The following is a 22,849-nucleotide window of genomic DNA, read 5'->3' on the forward strand; positions in this document are numbered from 1 at the left end:
GAATAGACTTTTTTTCAGTGTCTATTCTATAGGGTACATTTTAAAATTCTATAACTTTTTTCATTTAACTTATTTTCTTATTTGCATCAGCTGCTGGTTGCACTCCATTTTTCGTTTTTACAACGCTAATACCATAGCCGATAAATCCACCGATAATCGCTGGGAAGATCCATCCTAATCCTACTTCCTGCATCGGAAGGAATTTAGTGAACACTTGGCTTACTACTTCAATGTTAACTCCAGCTGCACTTAATCCATCGAATAAGCTGATGATAAATGTTACGATTAAGCTCACTTGATAAACTTCAGCTCTACCTTTGAATAACGAGTGGAAGAATGTTAAGAAAATCAGCACGATTGCTAGTGGATAAATTGCTGTTAATACTGGAACAGAAACTGCGATTAATTGTGTTAATCCTACGTTTGCAACAATAGCACTAAACACACATAACGTAATTGCAATTACCTTGTAAGGAACATTTGGGAATAGCTTATGGAAAAATGAAGAACACGCTGATACAAGTCCCACACTTGTTGTTAAACAAGCAACTGTAATCATTAACCCTAATAATACCCCGCCATATGATCCGAAATAGTAGTTAGAAACTTTTGCTAATACTTCTCCGCCGTTTTCTAAATGTCCAAGCTTCGCAACGCTTGAAGCTCCCATATAAGAAAGAGCTGTATAAATAATTGCTAAAATAGATGCAGCGATCAGTGTTGCTTTTGCACAAACAACCATAATTTGTGTTTTCGTTTTCGCACCTTTTTCTTTAATTGCATTAATAATGATGATCCCAAATACGAACGATGCAAGCGTGTCCATTGTTAAGTATCCTTCTTGGAATCCTTTGAAAAATGCATGTGATGTATATCCTTCAACTGGTGCTTGCATTTCTCCAATCGGATGAATAAAAGCAACGATTACTAAAATACCGATGAATGTTAATTTAATTGGCGTTAAGATTTTTCCAACAATATCGACAATTTTCGCAGGATTTAGCGAAAAAAAACAAGTAATACTAAAGAATATAATTGTAAAAAGAATTAACGGTGTAGAACCTAATCCCTCTGGCATAAACGGCTTAAGACCAATTTCATAAGAAACATTTCCCGTTCTTGGTATTGCAAATAACGGACCGATTGCTAAGTATAAAACTGTTGTAAATACAATCCCAAACACTGGGTGAGCACGACTTGCTAATGACTGTAAATCATCTTTACCTGAAAAACCAAATGCTAATACACCTAGTAATGGTAAACCTACTCCTGTTACTAAAAATCCAGCGTTAGCAATCCATACATTCTCTCCTGCCGATTGACCAAGCATCGCTGGGAATATTAAATTTCCTGCTCCAAAAAATAGTGCAAATAACATTAATCCGATAACTACTATGAACGAAAACGGTACTTTATTCGCCATAATATAACCCCCATTCAAATTTCCTTATCTTATTTCCAATTTTAACTAATTGAATTTTCTGAATATTTAATTTAAGTATCAACTATTCTTGAACTCATTATAGTTTGATATATAATATTTTGCAATACTATTTTCAAACTTTTCATTTATTTTATGAATATACATTTTTTAACATGGAAAATAGACTAAAAAACCAACATGGTCATCCATGTTGGTTTTTACATTTACTATCATTAATTAAAATTTCGACGCTACTTTCTTAACGTTCTCTAAACCTTCTTCAACAATTTGTTGTGAGCGATCTGGATATTGATTGTGCCCTTCAATTACAACTGTCTCTGGATTTGTAACTCCCCAGAACCCAAGTACGTTTGTAACGTAACTAACAGCCATTTCCATAGGAGCCATTTGTTCAGAAGAGTAATCTGAACCACGAGCGCCTAATACAACTACTTTCTTATCACCAACTAAACCTTCTGGACCGTTCGCTGTATATTTAAACGTTTTTCCGGCTTGAGAAAGGTATGAAATATACGTGATTAATGGTGCTGGTACTGTAAAGTTCCATAATGGGAACGCAAATACAACCTTTTCAGCCTCTAAAAATTGATTTAAATATTTATCTACTGTAGCAACTGCCTTCTCTTCTTCAGCTGTTATCTCCATTCCTTGACTACGTTTATATCCACCTGAAATAGCGATATTTCCGTAATACGGAAGATCTAATGCGAATAAATCTAACTCCGTAATTTCTGTATTCGGATTTGCTTCCTTATAAGCACTTACAAATGTTTCATACATTTTTGAACTAATTGCTTGCTCCGCTGGACGATCGTTCGCTTTTACAAATAATACTTTTGACATAGTTTTATTCTCCTCTACTTTTGTACTTTCTTCTTTTTTACCAAATAATGAGCTAAATAATCCCATTCTCTTCACCTAAACTTTCTTATCATATTCATTATTCATCAGCATTAAAAATCTTATTCCAAGAAAAGGTTTCATCATGTATCGCTGAAACTATCTCATTTAAATACATTATCTAAACCGAACATTTAACTTTTATTTATTTAATTACCTTATGTAAGTGAGTATAGTACACTCACTTACTTTAGTCAAGTAACTTTTAAAAAAGGAAAGTATCTCGGATTAAAAATATTAAATAAAGATATTTCCTCAGTCAAAATGATACATTCAAAAACACATAAATACCTTGTATAATACAACTAGAAAGGGAAATTCATCTATAGAGAGGATTTATTAATGAGTACTTTAGAAAAGATTCAAACCTTTATCATTCTTGCAGCTGTTATATTTGGGATTATATTAGGACAATTTAATATGATACATATGTATTCAGAAAAATTTATTGTCCCCTTCTTATTTTTAATGCTTTATGGATTATTCCTCAGCATCCCCTTAAAGGATATAAAAAATGGATTCCGCAACTTAAAATTCGCTGGAACAAGCCTAGGTATTAATTTTATATGGACACCTTTTCTCGCTTGGGGATTAGGCGCTTTATTTCTTTCAGATCACCCAGCACTTTGGGTTGGCTTTATTATGTTAATGGTTACTCCGTGTACAGATTGGTATTTAATTTTCACAGAGATCGCAAAAGGTAACGTCGCATTATCTACATCAATTCTACCGGTAAATTTAATTTTACAAGTATTATTGCTGCCCGTGTATTTATTTTTATTTGCTGGTGTAATGAAAGCAGTAGAAATTTCTATTTTAGTAGAAAGTATCGTTATTGTACTTGTTTTACCATTTTTACTTGCGCACGCTACAAAATTCATTATGCATAAAATGAAAAAAGTTGAAACACTTGAGAATAAACTCATTCCGTTTTTCAGCTCTGCTCAAATTGTATTTTTAAGTTTAGCAATATTAGCAATGTTTGCCTCACAAGGTAAGTACTTATTACAAAATATGAATGTTGTTTTATTGTTACTTATACCAGTATTACTGTTCTTCATGATTAACTTTATACTAGGACAGTTTGTAGGACGTATGATGCATTTATCCTATGAAGACACTGTAAGCCTAAGCTTAACAACATTAGCGAGAAACTCGCCTGTTGCACTCGCAGTTGCTGTGACTGCTTTTCCAGACGAACCTCTTATTGCACTTGCCTTGGTCATTGGACCGTTAATTGAATTGCCTGTGCTTGCTAGCATTTCGCAAGTGTTGCTGCTTATTAAGAAAAAAAAGCAATACACATAATAAAAACCGTCCCACTGCGGGACGGTTTTTATTGTCGAGAAATTATAGAATTAACGATACTTATCGTCTCTTACTCATTAAGAAAAATGATATAATAAAAGATTAACTTTTCGTTACATTAACAGAGCCTTTCTAATTAAAAAGTATAGGAAAAGTAAATATAACGAAAGCTGCCCAAAGTCCGTAGATTGGCAAATACTTCGTAACGGCATCTTGGATAGTTGAAGGTCCGGATTTATTTTGTAGAAAACGCATATAGGAGAACATAATCCAAATTAGATTTGCCCAGATCAGTATGTTCACTCCTAAAACAGCAAGTCTATTAGGTGTAATCCCGTAAGAAGAAAGTCTGAATACGATAGCTGACAAAGCTACAGTGTCAATAATAAGCGCAAGAACAATTAAGGAGAAATTTATATAATCTGAAATGTTCTTTTTCTCGTCTGAGTCACTCTCAACAATGGAAAATATGGTAACGGCCAATACACCAAAGAGTATCCCATTGAAAGCCATCAGGAAATTGCGATCCAAGAACGGATTTTTTCCGACCCATATAACCGTTATAAGATAGATCAACAATGTGATCAGGACGAGAGGACTAAAAATTTTAGCTATGTATGGTGTAATATTCTTAGCAAGTTTAAGATTCATTGATACCAAGTATGCAGCCACTACAGCGAGAGAAGCAGCTCCAAATAAAACAACATTACTAAAATAGAAGTCTTCTATATTCAAGTCAACAAACCTAAATAACTGCATGGTTAATGCCGCTAGTACCATTCCGCTAACTGCCATGCTGGCGTAGAGAATACAATATTCCAAATTAAATTTAATATAAGCTAATCTTGTACTGCCTTTTGAATATTCATTCCCTGTAAATGCAAGCCCTACTAAGACCCATAAGAATATAGGAAGATGTAAATAAGCAAGGATCATGCTGTCTTTATAATTTAATGGCAACATATTAAGATACAACCCGGAAATTAGGAACAACGCTGCAAGAGAATAAATAATACTTTTTTTCGGAGTATTATTGTAAACAAAATAAGCAGCAATAAAAGGAATTACACCAAAAGCCAGGTTAATTGGAGCAATTGCTCCCTGTTCGACAAAATGGAAGATTACCCTGGTGCTTAGCCCTGCCAGAATAGCTAAAATGCCCATGAATAAGAAACCTTTTTGAAACAATGAAGGTTCTTCTGTATTTGCCGTCTCCTTGAAATGCAACCTTTCATACCAAGCACCTAGCACCTGAGAATCAGGGTTTTGGGCCCATGCTTGTGAGAATGACTTTTTAAAAGCTTTCGGGTCTTTTCTATACATTCTCTCCAACTCATGAGGGTTATCCATATTTTCAATAATCAAATTGTTAATATCCATAGTTATACCTCCTCTAATTTTAAAAATAACGTTGTTACCTTTTCCATAAAAAGCACCACACTTATTTATTCTGATTTTGATTTTAATATAAAATTTATCGTTTCGCAATAAATTTTTATTATTTTAGATAATATTTTTATTGTACATTTTTACAAACATCAGTATAAGCTACTTTCAGTTGTTCTCTTAATTGCTTATTTTCCCTTTATATAAAAGAAATAATAAAGATAAAGTGAAACTTTAATCAGTGGGGGGCTTCATCCCCACTGATTATTAGCCTTCACCAATCGGGCTTTTACGGGCAGTTGATCCCCCAGCTAACTTCTTTGCTTTCGCTGAATTTTGAGGTGGGGGGCTTACTGCCGGTTAATGCGGGATAATATAAACGTCCTATTTAATACTATCTTTTCAAATATTTTTTTATTGTTAGCACACAAAACCCTGTAATTAAAAAATAAAAAACAAAATAACCTGCTTCCTATATTTTTAGGTGGCAAGTTATTTTTTTTTTTATTGGCATGAGTAAATTAATGATTTCTTAAGAATCTATTAAGAAATAAGTGAGTTTTAGGAAATAGAATAAATTTGTGAGAGGAGAATTAATGATTCAAACAGATGCTCTTAGAACATGTCAAAAAACTAATAAATGAGTCAATTTCATAATTGTTTCTTTTCCTCAGTTGAAATGGCAGAATTTTAGAAGTATGTTTTTGAAAATACTAAGCGGTTTGATTCATTTCTTTCATTTTTTGATTGATTCGATCTACAGCCAATTTCGAGGCATTATAAACAAGCGTCACAAGATCGAAATGGATTTTCACTTGCTTTCCTGTTCGATATCGGCCATTTTTTAACTGAAAGAATTCTTTTAAGTATGCATTTACTCGTTCGACAGCGCCGCTCTAATTATAGAGCTTTTTCCATGCTTCTGATTCACGGGCCTAGGGCGTTGTATTTTCGGATATCCGTTTCCATTTTGATTTTATAGACCTTTTGACATAGAGAATCATGAGCAAGTAGACAGGTTTTACATTCATTTGGTTTCGTGTATTTCAAGGTTGGATATTTGTCATCAAAGCTGTCATATTGATACGAATGTTTCCGAAAGTGGGAGCGAAGTGTTCATCAAACTCAAGAAACTCTCCGTCGTTTCGCTTGTTATAGGCAATGATTGCTTTAGCTTTCATACGATAAAGTTGTGTATAAATTGCTTCATAATCGTAGCCCGCATCCAATGTACCATATTGAATCGTCAATGAAGAAAGCCAATCTTGAAAGCCCTTTAATAAAGGAATCGCGGCTTTTCCATCGTTTAAACTTGAGGATTATGAAATTGATTCAAATAAATATTTTAGGAGGTTTTTATGAAAAAAATGACTACTACAATTCCTACGTCTACTATATTATCGACTAATTTTACAGAAAATACTTATGTAGCTTCAGACACAGAAGTTTCCTTTACAGATCCCTACAATATTAATCCAATAGCCAAATGGTTAGAAGAGCATGTAAAGCCTTTAAAAACAACTAATCCAACTGCATCTCTTAATGATTTAAAACCACTGAAGGATATGGTAGGATCAGCTTCAATCGTGGGTTTAGGTGAAACTACGCATGGGGCTCATGAAGTTTTTACAATGAAACATCGCATTGTTCATTATTTAGTATCTGAAAAGGGCTTTACCAACTTAGTTTTAGAAGAGGGATGGGACAGAGCTTTAAAACTTGATCGTTATGTTCTTACTGGTAAAGGGAACCCAAACCAACATCTATCACCTGAATTTAACACGAAAGAGATATTAGATCTTATTAATTGGATACAAGAATATAACACTAATCCAAAGCATAAATCCAAAGTGCGTGTCATTGGGATGGATATACAATCAGTAAGCAAAAATATTTATAATAATATAACAGAATATGTACACAGAAACAATCCAGATCTTTTGCCTAGTTTAGAAGAGAAGATAAAAGACCTTATTCCTGTAACAAAGGATATTAATATCTTTAGCGGCCTTACGAAAGAAAATAAAGCAAAATATATTTCAGATGCTAAACAAATCAGTGCTTTATTAGAACAAAATAAAAATACTCTAAATGGAAGTTCCAAAGAGTTTGCATGGATAAAACAAACTGCCCGTATTATCGAGCAGTTTACTACAATGGCAGCATCATTTCCTGATAACCCATCGGATTTTTTTTTGAAACATGATATTGCAATGTATGAAAATGTGAAGTGGACAGAAGAAAACCTAGGAAAAACAATTGTATGGGCACATAATGGACACGTTTCGAAAACAAATATGATACCTTTTATATACCCTAAAGTAGCAGGGCAACATTTAGCAGAACATTATAGAAAACGGTATGTATCTATTGGAACCTCTGTTTTTGAAGGCCGATATAATGTTTATAATAGTAACCGTGAATTTGGCCCATATGGAATATTAAAATCAGATGATCCAAACAGCTATAACTATACCTTTGGACAAGTAAAAAATGACCAATTTTTACTTGATTTACGTAAAGCAAACGGAATGACAAATACTTGGTTAAACGAAAAACATCCAATTTTTTCCGGAATAACTACCGAAGGCCCTGACATACCGAAAACTGTTGATATATCATTAGGTAAATCGTTTGACATACTTGTTCAAATTCAAAAAGTGAGTCCATCTCGACTAAATCATTAAATCTTTAATAATGTGGCTCACGAGGTGTAGTATCGATGGTAGTGTGAGTGACAATCAAGTCATTTAAAACATAATAGTGTTGTTTAAAAATGTCAGTCACGTTATTTCATTAAGGGGTCAATTAATGGAATAACGGTTACAAAGATAATCAAACATTTTTATAAAAAATGATTCAGTTGAATATATTAAAAGTGTGTTTTGATCAATCTTTTTTCAAAACACACTTTTCTATTTGCTCTTTTATCATCGTTTATAGAGTTAGTTTAATTAAACTTTATTTCAGGGTTACATCAAAAAAGCACCCCCTTCTAGCAAGGCGACTGAAAAAGTGAAAGCTTTGAAAAAATATCATATATCTTTTCAATATATCTAAAAAGAAAAAGAGGTAACCGCCTGTATACAGTAGATGGTTACCTCTTTTTCTTATGAAGTGGACTTTTTCAGTGTCCTCCTTCTAACTAAGGAGTTTTTTATCCGTAAAGGTTCACTTTTTCGAATAATCGAACCTTTTATGTTAATAGGAAATTGTATTGTACAAGAAAATACATTTTTTTCAGGAATATAAATATTAATATCTTATATCCCCTTATCCATCATTCATAGAGGAAAAATAATCTGATAATCCTATTTCATTTTTTAAATCTAAATATATTAACTCTAATTGTTCCATAGCAGAATTTGCACATACACTTATATAATATTCTTCATTTATTTTTGATGATGTAACAAATGCCTCTTTTGATTCTTTTTCATACAACGTTTTAACAAAATTATCATTTTCAGATAACGGTACACTAAATGATTCTAACGGAATTACCATACCTAACCCCTTATATTTTATATAACTCTCTTTCGCTGTCCAAATCCTAAAAAACTCCATCTCAAGAACCTTTGAATCCAATTTTGTTAAATATTCTTTTTCTTCCTTACTAAAATAGCTAGCAATATTCAAGAAATCCAAAGATTCTATTTTTTCAACATCTACACCTATTTCAGATTCTGCAATACCTATAAATACCCATTCTCCTGAATGAGAAATGTTAAAACAATACCCACCATGATTTACTATTTTTTTCTTACCAAATTCATCTTCCTCTAATTTTATATCTTCTATATTGGCATTTACTTTTTTTGCGATAAAATATTTCACAAGGAAATTTCCTAATATTGTCCTCTGTCTATCCTCAAACTTTCTCATTTCATCCACTTTTATCTTTATAAAATCATCCATAACAGAATATAACCTTTGGTAATTTGCTTTATTCATATTTAATATATTTGCTAAATAAAGTTCTAACATGTTTTATAAACCTCTCATTAATTATATTCTTACTCAAAAGTTTTACGTATATATCATTCTTCAAAAATTAAGATCATACCATCTCCTCAAAGTGCAAAGAGAATAGTATGACCTTAAATTCATGTTACTAACCATGATAAATGATAAAATACATTCTACTATGTTTTAAAAATAATAGAATCCCTCTACTTCAATTTAATAAACTCAGCAATCATCTATTTAGAGGTCTCATATTATCATTTTTTAATGTTTAATTACTACTTTTTCAAATTGCTCACTTTCAACTTTCTTATTTAGTAAGTCTTCCAATTGATTTAATTCATTTTGAATGACTTCTTCTATATCTCCTGAACAACTACTAAAAATTGGATACGACAAGATTAAATAATTAGAATAGCTATTTACAAAAACTTCTGTACTCTTATTATAATCATCATTTTTTAGTATCTCTTGCATCTCCTCATACTCAATACTAAACCCACCTTGATAATTGATTGAAAGAACTGATGCCATCATATTTCTCATCTCGACTGTGCTGTAGTTTAATAGTTCAACAAAACTATAATGATTTTCTTTTTTTACATTTTGAATTTCATTAACCTTGTGTTGCCAGTCTAGCAACTCATTCTCTTTAGATCCCTCAATTAGCAATGGTAACCAATCTAAAAACTCTCCAAGTGTATTACTATAATCATTTGTCATATATCTTCTATCTTCTTGTAAAATAAGTATTGGTAAAGGTTCAGTATGGATATTTGTTAATTTATTTTCTCTAGCAAGTATGTTCAAAATATACGCGAATAGTGACCAAGGTTTGTCGTTATAAAGCTTTTCTGTAGCCGAACCCATTTTAAATAATGAAACAACTGACTTTTCTAACACATTATTTATATTACGCTTTACATACTCATCCGTTTTCTCTTTAAATTTTTCTAAGTTCGATAAGTTATGGGTTTCCGCATATATTTTACTAGTTGTTACTTCATTTACATATTGTTTATACGTTTCATTTATTTTTAAATATTTTGCTTTTAAATTCAAAATGTCTATAATTTTCTCTTTAAAAATCTGATTACTTGCCTTATCCCAAATACTATGATGAATAATCACATAAATACAATATTCTCTTTCGGTCTTTTGTGTAATTACAATATTGCTTAGCATATTATTTTCAGTTAATATACTTGTACTCATTTTTCTCCGCATTCCATGAATTAAATCATATACTGCAGTAATATAAGTAGAAGTAGCATATCTTAGATCAAAGTAATTTGGCTTCCAAAACGTATTGTAATCATGTTCACAAATAATATATCTATCCGCTATTTTTTGATAAGTACTTCTTAAAATAGATTGTTCTTGAACAACTTTTTCTATAGCGGCTATAACGCTGTCTTTATCATAATCCCCTTCTATTATAATCTTTTCCTCTATCATAGTATTCGGTGTTGATAAAAACAATTCTTGCATGATTGAAGGTGTATATCCCTCTATAACTTCATCCATTTCACCATCTTTAGTAATTTTCGGTAACGATATATTATTTGTATTCTCTAACTCACTGCACAAGCTTATAAATTGTTCCTCCTCCATATTCCCTGAAACTAATGGATACTTATTCATATCAACGATATAATCTGGAATCTGTAAAAATGATAATTTATTGATTATTTCCCCCTTAATCTCGCCTCTCTTTTCACTACTCAAATCTGTCACAAACAGAACTGAGTGCTCTTTTTTCTCAACAGTTATAGATTTCAATATACTGTCTAATCCAAATTCTTCCCATATTACTTGAGTGATAGCTTCATCTCTGTTTAAATGACTTCTAGTATTTTCTATATACTTTTCATTCTTTCTCTTTTCAATACAGTGCTCAATAATAACTAACAATTGTTTTTTAAACTCATCATTCAATGCTTGCATAAATTTTTCACTATAATTTGAGCCATTATAAATTACAACCATTCGAAGTTTTTTATTAGTTACAGCTCCATTTATAGAAAGACCAGTACTAAATTCATTCTCTATTGCAATCTCTTCACCACGTGGTATATCACTCATATTAAAATAATCTGATCCACTTTCTTGATCTAATTCTCCTAAGTAATTAAAGGTAATATCAGGCTTAACATTTTCCAAAACATTTTCTCCCAATGCCTTTAACACTCCATATCCTAGACCTTTGTTTGGAATTGAGCTTAATGCCTCTTTTGTTTTTTGTATATCATTTGTAATAGAATCTCCTATCCCTGTTACAGCTACTGGATATACGCTTGTAAACCAACCAACCGTTCGATCAATCACCATATTTTGATCTAGCATTTCTCTTCCATGTCCTTCAAGATTCAATGCCACAGTTTCTTTACCATCCAATTTATTTACAGCCCTACATACCGCTGTTAAAAGTAAATCATTAATTTCAGTATTGTAGGCTCTCCCTGCTTGGTACAGTAAATAACTTGTCTCGGATTCTGATAAATGCATCACTAATTCTCTAGGTAAATAATTCTCTCCTAATTGATCTGTAGGTAACTTACTTTCCTTAACTAACCTCTCGACTTTTTGCCAATATGGTATCTCTTTTCTTAGCGATTCACTTTCTCTATATTTATTTAAAGCCTCACTCCAAAGTTTGAACGACATAGTTTTTCTAGGAAGAATTACCTCATTTCCTTGTTTAGAAAGAGTATACCCTTTATTCAAGTCTTCAATAATAATTCTCCATGATACTCCGTCTACTACCAAATGGTGCATAGAAATTAGCAAGTAATCTTTTTCTTTTGTTCGGAATAATACAACTTTAACTAAAGGCCCTTCAGAAATTTCAAAGCTGGCCTGTATACTATTAGAACTATTATTAATTTTCTCATATAACTCCTCTTTATTTTGAATATGAGAATAATCATAGGAGTGATAATCATACAATGCACTTTCTTTTATCGACTGAACAACCTGTTCTCCACTTCTAAATACAGTCCTTAATGTATCATGATGCTCTACAATTGCAGTAAGTGCTTTATTAAGATGCTCTTCATTCACTCTTTCACTGCTTTCCAACATAAATGATTGGTTAAAATGATTTGGCTTTTCTAATTGACTATTAAAGAAATCAATTTGGATTGGCGTTAATGCTGCAACTCCCGTTACTTCACTTTGATCAATTATTATGTTTCTCGCTTTACTTATACCTAGACATATTTTACGAATAGTTTTATTTTGCAAAATATTACGAGCATCCGTTCCGTACCCGTTCTCACGTAGCTTTGAAACAATTCTAATCGCCTTAATTGAGTCTCCTCCTAATTCAAAGAAACTATCATCGATTCCTATACGTTCAATACCAAGAATTTCCTCAAACACTCTTGCTACACATAATTCAATTTCATCTCTTGGACCAACATAATGATTCGAATTATCAAAATCAGGGATAGGCAATTCCTTTTTATTCACTTTCCTATTTTGTGTCATCGGTAAAGCGCTTAGTTGCATAATATATGTTGGAACCATATATTGTGGAAGAGTTTTCCCTAATTGATTCTTAATTTCTTCGGTTATGATTTTTTGTTTACTAACTACATAACCACATAAATATTTGTCATTATTCTTTTCTATTAAAGTAACAGCTACATCTTGAATATAAGGTATCTCTCTAAGTTTACTTTCAATTTCCCCAAGTTCAATTCTAAACCCTCTAATTTTAACTTGTTCATCAATTCTGCCTAAATATTCTATATTCCCATCTTCAAGCCAGCGTGCCAAATCCCCTGTACGATAGATTTTTTCTTCAGGAACCAGTGGATTTACAACAAATTTTTCAGCTGTTAATTCCGCTTTATTTAAATATCCCCTTGCTACACCAGCACCCCCGACACATAATTCTCCTGGAATACCAATTCCACATAAATTATTTCCATTTAAGATATGAACTGTTGTATTAGATATCGGCTTTCCGATTGGAGTTTTTTCTAATAACTCTTCTGAACAAATAGGATAATGTGTTGTAAATGTCGTATTTTCAGTCGGCCCATACACATTTGAAAGTTTTAATTTTTTATTGCTCTTAACTAATTTTTTAACATGTTCTTCTGACGTAGCTTCTCCACCAAAGAGCAACTGATCTAATGAATCAAAAATTGTACAATCTGTAATAACTAATTGATTAAATAAAGCAGTTGTAATAAACATCGTGTTAATTTCATATTCAGCTAATATTTGTTTTAATGCTTCTACGTCCATTAATACATCTTGTTCAACAAGGTAAAATCTTCCACCGTTTAATAAAGAACCCCAAATTTCAAATGTGGATGCATCAAAAGCTAATGATCCCGTTTGTAGAATCCCTACATCATCGAAATCAACATAATTTGTATTTTTTACTAGACGAATTACATTTCTATGCTCTACCATAACTCCTTTAGGTTCACCTGTAGTCCCAGAAGTATAGATCAAATATGCTAAGTCGGTTGTTTGATTCATGACTGTAGGATTTTCACAAGACATATCATAAGTATCTTCTTGTTTTAAATTAAGAACAGTTAAAGAACTATCAAGCAGCTCTGGTAAATTCTCAACTTCCGTAAGAAGCACTTTTGCTCGACTATCTCTAAGCATATAACGAGTTCTATCTATAGGTTGTTTCGGATCAATTGGTAGATAAGCTCCACCTGCTTTTAATATTGCTAAAATCCCTATTATAGTTTCAATTTTACGTGTAGCCCATATTCCTACAAAATCATTTGGTTGTACTTGTAACTTTTGAAGCTGGTGTGCTAATTGATTTGATCTTTTATTCAAATAACCAAACGTATATTCAAGACCATTAGAAATAACAGCTACTTTTTCAGGTGTCTTTTCAACCTGTTTTTCAAAGAGCTCAACAATTGTACTCTCATCAGGAATTTCAGTTGTTGTTATATGAAATTCTTCAAGTACTTTTTTATACTCAGAATAATCCATCAATGGAATATCATAAATATTTCTTTTTGGATTTTCCATTGCATTTTTTAATAACTCGGAATAGTGTAATCCCATTCGTTCTATTGTGGATTGTTTAAATAAGTCTGTACAATATTCCCATAACAGCTCATAGCCACTTTCAATTTCTGTCATACTAACTGTCAAGTCAAATTTAGATATTTCACTTTCTGATTCAATTTGCTCTAATTTCGTATTTCCTAATTTTAAATGGCTTTCCTCATTATTTTGCAATGCAAACATAACATCAAATAAAGGATTTCTTGAAATATCTCTCTCTAAATCTAAATTCTCAATTAATTCTTCAAATGGATATTCCTGATTATCATACGCTTTCAAACATTTCTCTTTTAACTGCTCTATTAATTGTAGATAAGTAAGATTTGGCTGCATATCTCCTTTAATCGCTAATGTATTGACAAACATTCCAAGCATATTTTGTGTTTCAGGGTGGGTTCTTCCAGCGATAGGTGTTCCAACAATAATCTCTTCTGTTCTAGCATATCGACTAAGCAATAACATAAATGTTGATAATAAAACCATATATTCTGTAGCCCCAGTTTCCTTACTTATCAACTTTACTGCTTCTCTTGTACTACTACTCAATTTCGTTTTAATACAGTTACCTTTAAAACTTTGTTTTTGTGGCCTTGGATAGTCTGTTTTTAAATTTAACAATGGTAATTCACCAGAAAATTCATCTAACCAATATTTCTTTTGCGCTTTCATAACATTAGAATTTTGCCATACACTATAGTCTTTGTACTGTACTTTTAATTCCGGCAAATCCTCGCCATTATATATTTTCGAAAATTCTTCAAACCATACACCAATTGAACCACCATCACAAATAATATGATGAATATCTAACATTAATATCGATTCATTTTCTGAAATTCCTACCACTTGCACTCTCATCAATGGAGCTTTATTTAAATCGAACGGTCGCACAAAATCCTTATAGATCTTATCAATATTTAACTTATTCCCTTTTCTGTATCCAACAGAAAGTTCAACATTGTCTTCAATTATTTGGACTGGTTGTCCATTCTTCATAGTAAAATGTGTTCTTAATACTTCTTGGCGCTTAATCAGAGCATTGACCGTTTGCTGCAACTTCTCCAAATCGAGACTACCTTGTACTCTCATCATTCCCGGCATATTGTATGTGGTATTCTCACCTTGGATTTGATCAATAGCATATAATCTTTTTTGAGCTGAGCTCATTTCATAACTTGGTTTTTTAGGCTGTTTTTCAATAGGCTTATACTTTTCTAAATCGGTAGATTGCTGTAATTTCTGAGAAATTCTACGCACGGTCTTCTCTTCCATCACATCTCTCAATGGAATTCTAGTCCCTAATTTTTGCTCTATTTTGTTTACTAATCTAGTTGCTCTTAATGAATGTCCTCCTAATCTAAAGAAACTATCATCAATGCCAACCTGTTCAATTCCTAAAATTTCTTGAAATGCTTCTGCAATAACTAACTCAATTTTGTTTCTAGGTGAAATGTATTGCTCTGTCCCTTTATGTTCTGGCATTGGTAAAGCTCTTCTATCTAACTTTCCATTCCTAGTTATAGGTAATTTTTCAAGTTGAACAATATATGTCGGAATCATATATTCTGGTAGACTACCTTTTAAATAATTCAATATATCTCTCGATTCTATTCCATCATCGTAGCAAACATACGCACATAAATGCTTTTCATGTTTCTCTTCATTTACAATCACCGACACATCACGAATACCTTCTATTTTTCTTATAGTATTCTCTATTTCACCAAGTTCAATTCGGAAACCTCTAATTTTAACCTGTTCATCTATTCTTCCCAGATATTCCAAATTACCATCTTCTAACCATCTTACCAAATCACCGGTTTTATATATAATTTCACTTGAATTATATGGATTATTAATAAATTTTTCTTTCATCAACTCTGGTCTGTTTAAATATCCTTTTGATAATCCATCTCCACCAACACATAGTTCTCCAGGCATTCCAATGCCACATATTTTATTATTGTCTAAAACATAAACCTGCGTATTAGATATCGGCTTTCCAATTGGAATGTTGCCTCCATCAAAATCATTACTTATTGGATAACAAGCTGTAAATGTTGTATTTTCAGTTGGGCCATAACCATTGCATAATTTAATTTTCTTATTTCGAGCAATCAATTGTCGAACATGTTCTGCTGATGCCGCTTCTCCACCAAATAGAACTTGGTCTAACGAATCGAAAATCTTATAATTAGAAATAATTAAATGATTAAATAGAGTAGTTGTAAACCACATCGTATTTATTGCAAATTTAGATATCATTTGTTGCAGTAGCTTAGGATTCATTACTACTTCATCATCAACTAAATAGAGACTACCTCCATTTAACAAAGCTCCCCAAATTTCAAACGTAGATGCGTCAAAAGCAAGGGATCCCGTCTGTAAGATTCGAACATTTTCAAAATCCACATAATCCGCATTTCTCACTAAACGATTTATATTTCGATGTTCTACCATTACCCCTTTAGGAGTTCCTGTAGTACCAGATGTATAAATTAAATACGCTAAATCCCTAGATGTATTTACTATATTTAAATTTGACGATAATTCATCTTTAAGTGCTGCTTTCTGTAAACTAATCTTTTCTAAAGATAAATTATTAAATAATGAAGCATTTATATCAGTTGCTAAAATGAATTGTGCATCACTATCTTTAAGAATGTATTTTACTCTTTCAATTGGTTGTTTCGGATCTATCGGTAAATAAGCACCACCTGCTTTTAATATACCTAAAATCCCAATAATAGTTTCTATTTTTCTTTCAGCCATAATTGCAACAAATTGGTTTTGTTCCATTCCGAGCTTTTTGAGCTTTCTTGCCACTTGATTCGCTCGTTCATTCAAATAATGATAAGTAATTCTTTGATCTTCTGAACCAATAGCAATTTCATTAGGGATTTTTTGTACTTGCTCTTCAAATAGTTCAACAACTGTTTTATTGTCTGGATACTCTGTCTTAGTTGAATTGAATCCATTCAACACCAATATTTTTTCTTCCTCATTTAATAATTCAATGTTATTTACCTTTATCTCTGGATTCTCTATAACACTTTTCAGAATCAAAGATAATCTATTAAGAATTCTTTTCACTTCATGTATTCCAAATAACTCAGTATCAAAGATCATGCCTAAATTTAATACTTCCGTTTGATTTACACTTAAAGTCAAAGCATAATTCGTTTGCTCTCTTCCGTCTACCATCATTAAATTCAATCTCGTATTTAAATTACGCTCTTCTGAATGATAATTTTCAAACGCAATCATAGTTTGAATTAAATCATTACCTAATATGCTACAATTTTGTATCTCTGCTAATGAACTATAGTCATATTGTGAGGTTTGTAAAGCTTGTTCTTGTAAGGTTGATACTATGCTTGAAAAGCTATCGTCTCCTTGATTTTTCACTCTCACAGGTACCATATTAATAAAGAGACCTACCATTTCTTCAATTCCATTTAAATTAACGTTTCTTCCTGATACTACTTTCCCAAAAATTACATCCTGTGTGTTGTTATATCTCTGTAAAACTATTCCCCATGCAGTTTCTATTACAGTGTTAACAGTAACCCCAAGCTTATTACTCATTTTCTCTAGCTTTTGAGTTTCTTCTTTAGATAAACTTATTTCCATTCTTTGAACTTCTTCGCTAGCTTCTTCATTCTTTCTATTGCCTATCGTCTTTATACCTGCCGGTTCTTCATAATCTTCTAAAAGCCTTGTCCAATATTTAAGAGCTATTTCCTTATCTTTATTTTGTGTTAATCGGATATAATCTTCGTAACTAGATGTTTTTTGAATAGACTCTTTCAAATCACTCTTTGTTTTTTTCATGTATAACTGTTCATAAAACCAAATTAAATCATTCATTAATATGGATAGACACCATCCATCCATAATGATATGGTGAAAACTTATAATCAGTCGATAATCTTTCTCATCCAATTCAACTAAAATTACTCGAAGGAAGCTTTCTTTTTCAAAATCAAAACCTCTTCTTACATCCATTCCCCTTATTTTACCTAATTCTACTTGCTTATTTTCTATTTCTGTTAAATCAATTTGTGTAAATTCAATTTTTTTATCTTTTAATAGCACTTGTCTAGGGTCACTTACATCTTTGAAAACTATATTTGTTCGTAAAACTTCATGTTTTGCTACAAGTAACTCAAAAGATTCTTTCAAAATCTTTTCATTTATAGCGATATTGGACTGGAATACAGTCTGAACTACATAACTTGTTGAATCTTCATTGTGTAATTTATGATATAGCATTCCTTCTTGCATTTGTGTCATAGGATAAATTCTCTCTATATCATATCCTTGCTCTTGAAGCTTATTCTTCACTAAAGCAAATTCATTATCACTCCAATTCAATTCTCCAAAATCGGATGCTGTATGTTCACATTGCTCAACCATAATACAATGCTCTATAACTTCTATTAGCTCTTTTTTAAAGCTTTCTTTCATTAACTCCATATTTTCAGTATTAAATTTTGATTTATCATAACTTATTATCATGTGGAATACATTATTAGAAATTGCTCCATTAAAGGAGATTGGTGTCCCAAGATCATTATCGTCTGAAACGTTCTTTCCACATGGTAAATCACTCATTACAAAATTCCCATGGCTATTTTCTTGAACAAATTCTCCAAGATAATTAAAAGTAATATCTGGTGTAACACCTTCTATGACACTTTCTCCCAACCTTTTTAATACACCATATCCCATTCCACGATTAGGTACTTTTCGCAATGTTTCTTTTGTATTCCGAATATCCTCTCGAATACTTTTACCAATATCACTTATTGCAACAGGATATACACTAGTAAACCACCCTACGGTCCTGTCAATTTCTGAAACACCCTCTATCGTTTCTCTTCCATGCCCCTCCATATTGACAGCTACTGTACTTTTTCCTGTTACTTTATTTACCGCTCTAGATAAAGCTGTTAGTAATAAATCATTAATCTCTGTATTATAGGCCTTACTAACTTTATATAACATTTTATTTGTTAATTCTTGTGTTAAAGCTAGCTCTATATGCTCCATGTTAAATTTATCTTCGTTTGATATTTTTTCTATTAAACTCTCTTTTACTTTCTCTTCAATTTGTTTCCAATAAGGAATTTCTTTCTTTAAAATATGGCTACTACGATATTCTCGCAATAAATTACTCCACTCTTTATATGACATTGTCTTTGATGGTAATGTAGGAGTACCATCTTTACTATTGTACCCTATATTTATATCCTCTATAAGAATTCTCCACGATACGCCGTCTACTACTAAATGATGGGCACAAAGAAACAAATAATCATTTTTCTCAGTTTTAATTACTGCTGCTTTTAATAACGGTCCCTTTTCTAAATCCATACTCATTTGAAGCTTATTTACTTGATCATTAATTCTTGAATATACGTCTTCCATTCCTCTGATTTCCAATAAATCAATGTATTGTAATTCATATAATTCACTATCTGTAATGGTTTTTATGTTTTGCTTTCCATCTTGAAATACTGCTCTTAACATATCATGGTGCTTAACAATTGTAGCTAGTGTATTTTCAATTTTCTTTCGATCAATTCTTTGTTTACTTTCTAGCATAATTGATTGATTAAAATGTTCAGGATGAGCTAGATTGCTATGGAAGAAATCCATTTGAATCGGTGTTAGCTCTATATTACCAACGACTTCTTGTTGATTTACCACTTTTATTTCCGCTTTATTTACTCTCGTACTAATATTACGTATAGTTCTATTTTGCATAATTGTTCGAACATTTATTTCGTATCCATATTCTCGTAATCTAGATACAATACGAATTGCCTTAATCGAATCACCACCCAATTCAAAGAAACTATCATCAATACCTACACGCTCTGTTCCTAAAATTTCTTGAAATACCTTAGCGATATCTAGCTCTATCTCATCTCTTGGAGGAATATAACTCTCGGAACTTGTAATATTAGGTTCAGGCAATCCTTTTTTATCAATTTTCCCACTTCTTGTTACTGGTAATCGTTCTAACTGCGTAATGAATGCTGGAATCATATATTCAGGCAAGTTCTCGCCTAACTTCTTCTTAATGTTAGCGACATCTATATTTTGGGTAGTTATTACATAGCCACATAAATATTTATCACCATTGTTTTCTTTAATTATAACAACGGCATCACTGATTCCTTCTACATCCCTAATTCTTTCTTCAATCTCTCCCAATTCAATTCTAAACCCTCTAATTTTAACTTGTTCATCTATTCTACCTAAATATTCAATATTCCCATCTTCATTCCAACGAGCTAAATCTCCAGTTCGATAGATTCTCTCATTTGGTCTGTAAGGATCAACTACAAATTTTTCAGCTGTCAGTTCTGCTCTGTTTAAGTACCCTCTAGAAACACCTGAACCACCAATACATAATTCTCCCGGCATACCAATTCCACATATACTTTTGTTATTCAAAATATATATTTGAGTATTAGCAATTGGCTTTCCTATCGGAATTATTTCTCTATTATTTTTCCCGTTAAATCGATATGAAGTAGCTACAACCGTAGCTTCAGTTGGGCCATATAAATTGTTTATATTGTTTATACTTGCCCCTGTTATCTCCTCATACTTCGCTATCAGATCACCAGTAAGTGGTTCAGCTCCTAAATATAGTCTTTCAAACTGCTTTAATTCATCCACTTTTCCATTTTTTTCTGCATGTTCCAACAACATTCTGAACATTGATGGTACTAACAGAGCTTGCTTTTTCTCTAAAAGAGTTAATAACTCTCTAGGTTCTTTGTTTTGTATTTCAGAAATAATTAACAGTTTTCCTCCTGATAAAATTACAGGGAAAATTTCCCAAACCGAGCCATCAAAGATATAGTTTAAATTTTGAAGAACAACCGTATCTTCTCCATACTTCCCTTCATCGATTTGCCAATTAGATAGATTCATTACATTCCTATTTTCAACCATTACACCTTTCGGTGTTCCTGTTGTACCAGAAGTATAAATGACATATGCCAAACTATCTGGTTGAGAGATATGAACTGGGTTTATCTGATCCTCTTCACAATTTGTAAAATTAACAAGTATAGTTGAAGCATCTATATGATTTACTATACTTTGATTACCTTCACCCACTAACAATACTTTTGCCTTACTATCATTCAACATAAAATTAATTCTCTCTACCGGATATTCTGAATCAATTGGTAAATACGCCCCACCTGCTTTTAGTACACCATAAATCCCAACAATCATTTCTAGCGAACGCTTTGTTACAATTCCGACAATGGATTCTGTATGTACTCCCTTGTCTCTTAAATTTTTCCCAATGGTGTTTGCTTTTGCATTCAATTGTCTATAGGTAAGGCTCTCTCCTTCATATTCTACAGCTATTTTATCTGGAGTTTTTTCCACCTGTTCCTCAAATCTTTCAATAATCGTCTTATCGTTTTGATATTCAATATGTGTCCTATTGAATTCATAAATAACTTTTTCTTTTTCTGTATCAGTTAATAATTCAATTTCACACAGTTTCTTTTGTGGGTCTTTCAAAGCATTTTTCAATAATTGGACAAATTGTTCATTCATACGAGCAATTGTTTTTTCTTTAAATAAGTCCGTACAATACTCCCATTCTACATCGTATCCGTCACTTGTTTCTATAACAGTAACAGTAATATCAAACTTTGCTACCTTACTATCAACTTTCACAGCATTTACCTTATAATCCCCCATGCTCAGCGAGTTCATTTCTTTGTTTTCAAATGTAAACATAATGTCGAAAATAGGGTTTCGAGAAGGCTCTCTTTCCACGCCAAGCTGATCTACTAACTCTTCAAATGGATATTCTTGATTATCAAACGCATTTAAGCATTTTTCTCGTAATTGTGCCACCAAATCTATAAATCTTTGTGAAGATTGCAAATTCCCTTTAATCGCCAAAGTATTTACAAACATACCTAACATATTTTGGATTGCTGGATGAGTACGTCCTGAAACAGGAGTACCTAAAACAATCTCACCTTGTCTCGTATATTTACTTAGCAGCATCATAAGGTTCGCCATCAATATCATATATTCTGTTGCCCCTGTTTCTTTACTAAAGAGTTTAACAGCATTACTAGTTTTACGATCTACTTTTATGGTATTACTACTACCTTTATAACTCTGTTGCTTAGGTCTAGTAAAATCTGTAATTAGATCTAAAACTGGTACTTCTTCAGAAAACTCATCAAGCCAATAATTTTTCTGTTCCGTCATATCTCTCGAATTTTGCCAAGCACTGTAGTCTTTATATTGCATACCCACTGGAGAAAGTTCCTCTCCATTATACAATCTACACATTTCTTCTATTAAAAGACCTGTTGAACCACCATCACAAATTATGTGATGGATATCCAACATCAAAATTGTATTTTCACCTTTTACTTCAAGTATTTTTATTCTTATTAAAGGTGCTTCACTTAAATCAAAAGGTCGAATGAATTCTTTGAAAACTCGTTGCACATATTCTTGTATGCTTTTTTCATGCTCTAACTCTATATCAACTGTATCCTCAATAATTTGGAGAAATTTATCTTTCACATGTGCAAAATGAGTTCTTAATAACTCATGACGCACGCATAGCTGTTTTACAGCTATGCGTAAGCGTTCTTTATCAATTTCCCCCTCGACTTCTAACATGATTGGGATATTATAAGTGATATTTGATTCCTGCATTTGATCAATTACATATAAACTTTTTTGGACAGAACTCATTTTATATTTTCTATTCATTGG

At 32.0% G+C, this 22,849-nt stretch carries 7 protein-coding genes and 1 pseudogene; 2 read left to right on the forward strand and 6 right to left on the reverse strand.

The window, feature by feature from the left end; all coding sequences use genetic code 11:
• Positions 1 to 64: 64 nt before the first annotated feature.
• Both brnQ and ACE38F_RS18690 read right to left on the reverse strand, forming a co-directional pair.
• Entirely contained in the window at positions 65 to 1,423 is a 1,359-nt protein-coding gene (brnQ, locus tag ACE38F_RS18685; RefSeq protein WP_085310473.1) for a branched-chain amino acid transport system II carrier protein, read from the reverse strand.
• A 237-nt stretch (positions 1,424 to 1,660) separates the two neighbouring features.
• Positions 1,661 to 2,353, reverse strand: a complete 693-nt coding sequence (locus ACE38F_RS18690) for an FMN-dependent NADH-azoreductase (RefSeq protein ID WP_375369637.1) — start codon at positions 2,351 to 2,353, stop codon at positions 1,661 to 1,663.
• Between the two features lie 333 nt (positions 2,354 to 2,686).
• Between ACE38F_RS18690 and ACE38F_RS18695 the strand changes: the two genes are divergently transcribed.
• Positions 2,687 to 3,652 carry an arsenic resistance protein gene (locus ACE38F_RS18695; RefSeq protein WP_375369638.1) on the forward strand — a complete coding sequence of 322 codons (966 nt, stop codon included), beginning with the start codon at positions 2,687 to 2,689 and terminating at the stop codon, positions 3,650 to 3,652.
• A 132-nt stretch (positions 3,653 to 3,784) separates the two neighbouring features.
• On the opposite strand, the gene ACE38F_RS18700 is transcribed toward ACE38F_RS18695, so the two are convergent.
• On the reverse strand, positions 3,785 to 5,032 hold the full coding sequence (locus ACE38F_RS18700) for a DUF4153 domain-containing protein (protein ID WP_375369640.1): 1,248 nt from the start codon (positions 5,030 to 5,032) through the stop codon (positions 3,785 to 3,787).
• Positions 5,033 to 5,751: 719 nt separating this feature from the next.
• A pseudogene (locus ACE38F_RS18705) lies at positions 5,752 to 6,357 on the reverse strand (transposase); the annotation flags it as partial.
• 39 nt (positions 6,358 to 6,396) lie between these two features.
• Between ACE38F_RS18705 and ACE38F_RS18710 the strand changes: the two are divergent.
• On the forward strand, positions 6,397 to 7,725 hold the full coding sequence (locus ACE38F_RS18710; protein WP_215556006.1) for an erythromycin esterase family protein: 1,329 nt from the start codon (positions 6,397 to 6,399) through the stop codon (positions 7,723 to 7,725).
• Positions 7,726 to 8,311: 586 nt separating this feature from the next.
• Here ACE38F_RS18710 and ACE38F_RS18715 read toward each other — a convergent pair.
• Both ACE38F_RS18715 and ACE38F_RS18720 read right to left on the reverse strand, forming a co-directional pair.
• Entirely contained in the window at positions 8,312 to 9,025 is a 714-nt protein-coding gene (locus tag ACE38F_RS18715) for a 4'-phosphopantetheinyl transferase family protein (protein WP_215556005.1), read from the reverse strand.
• Positions 9,026 to 9,268: 243 nt separating this feature from the next.
• Positions 9,269 to 22,846 (reverse strand): amino acid adenylation domain-containing protein, encoded by a 13,578-nt coding sequence (locus tag ACE38F_RS18720; RefSeq protein ID WP_375369642.1) that lies wholly within the window; start codon positions 22,844 to 22,846, stop codon positions 9,269 to 9,271.
• Positions 22,847 to 22,849 lie beyond the last annotated feature (3 nt).

This window comes from Bacillus altaicus (genome assembly GCF_042136375.2).
In the GTDB taxonomy this organism is placed as follows: Bacteria; Bacillota; Bacilli; order Bacillales; family Bacillaceae_G; genus Bacillus_A; species Bacillus_A cereus_U.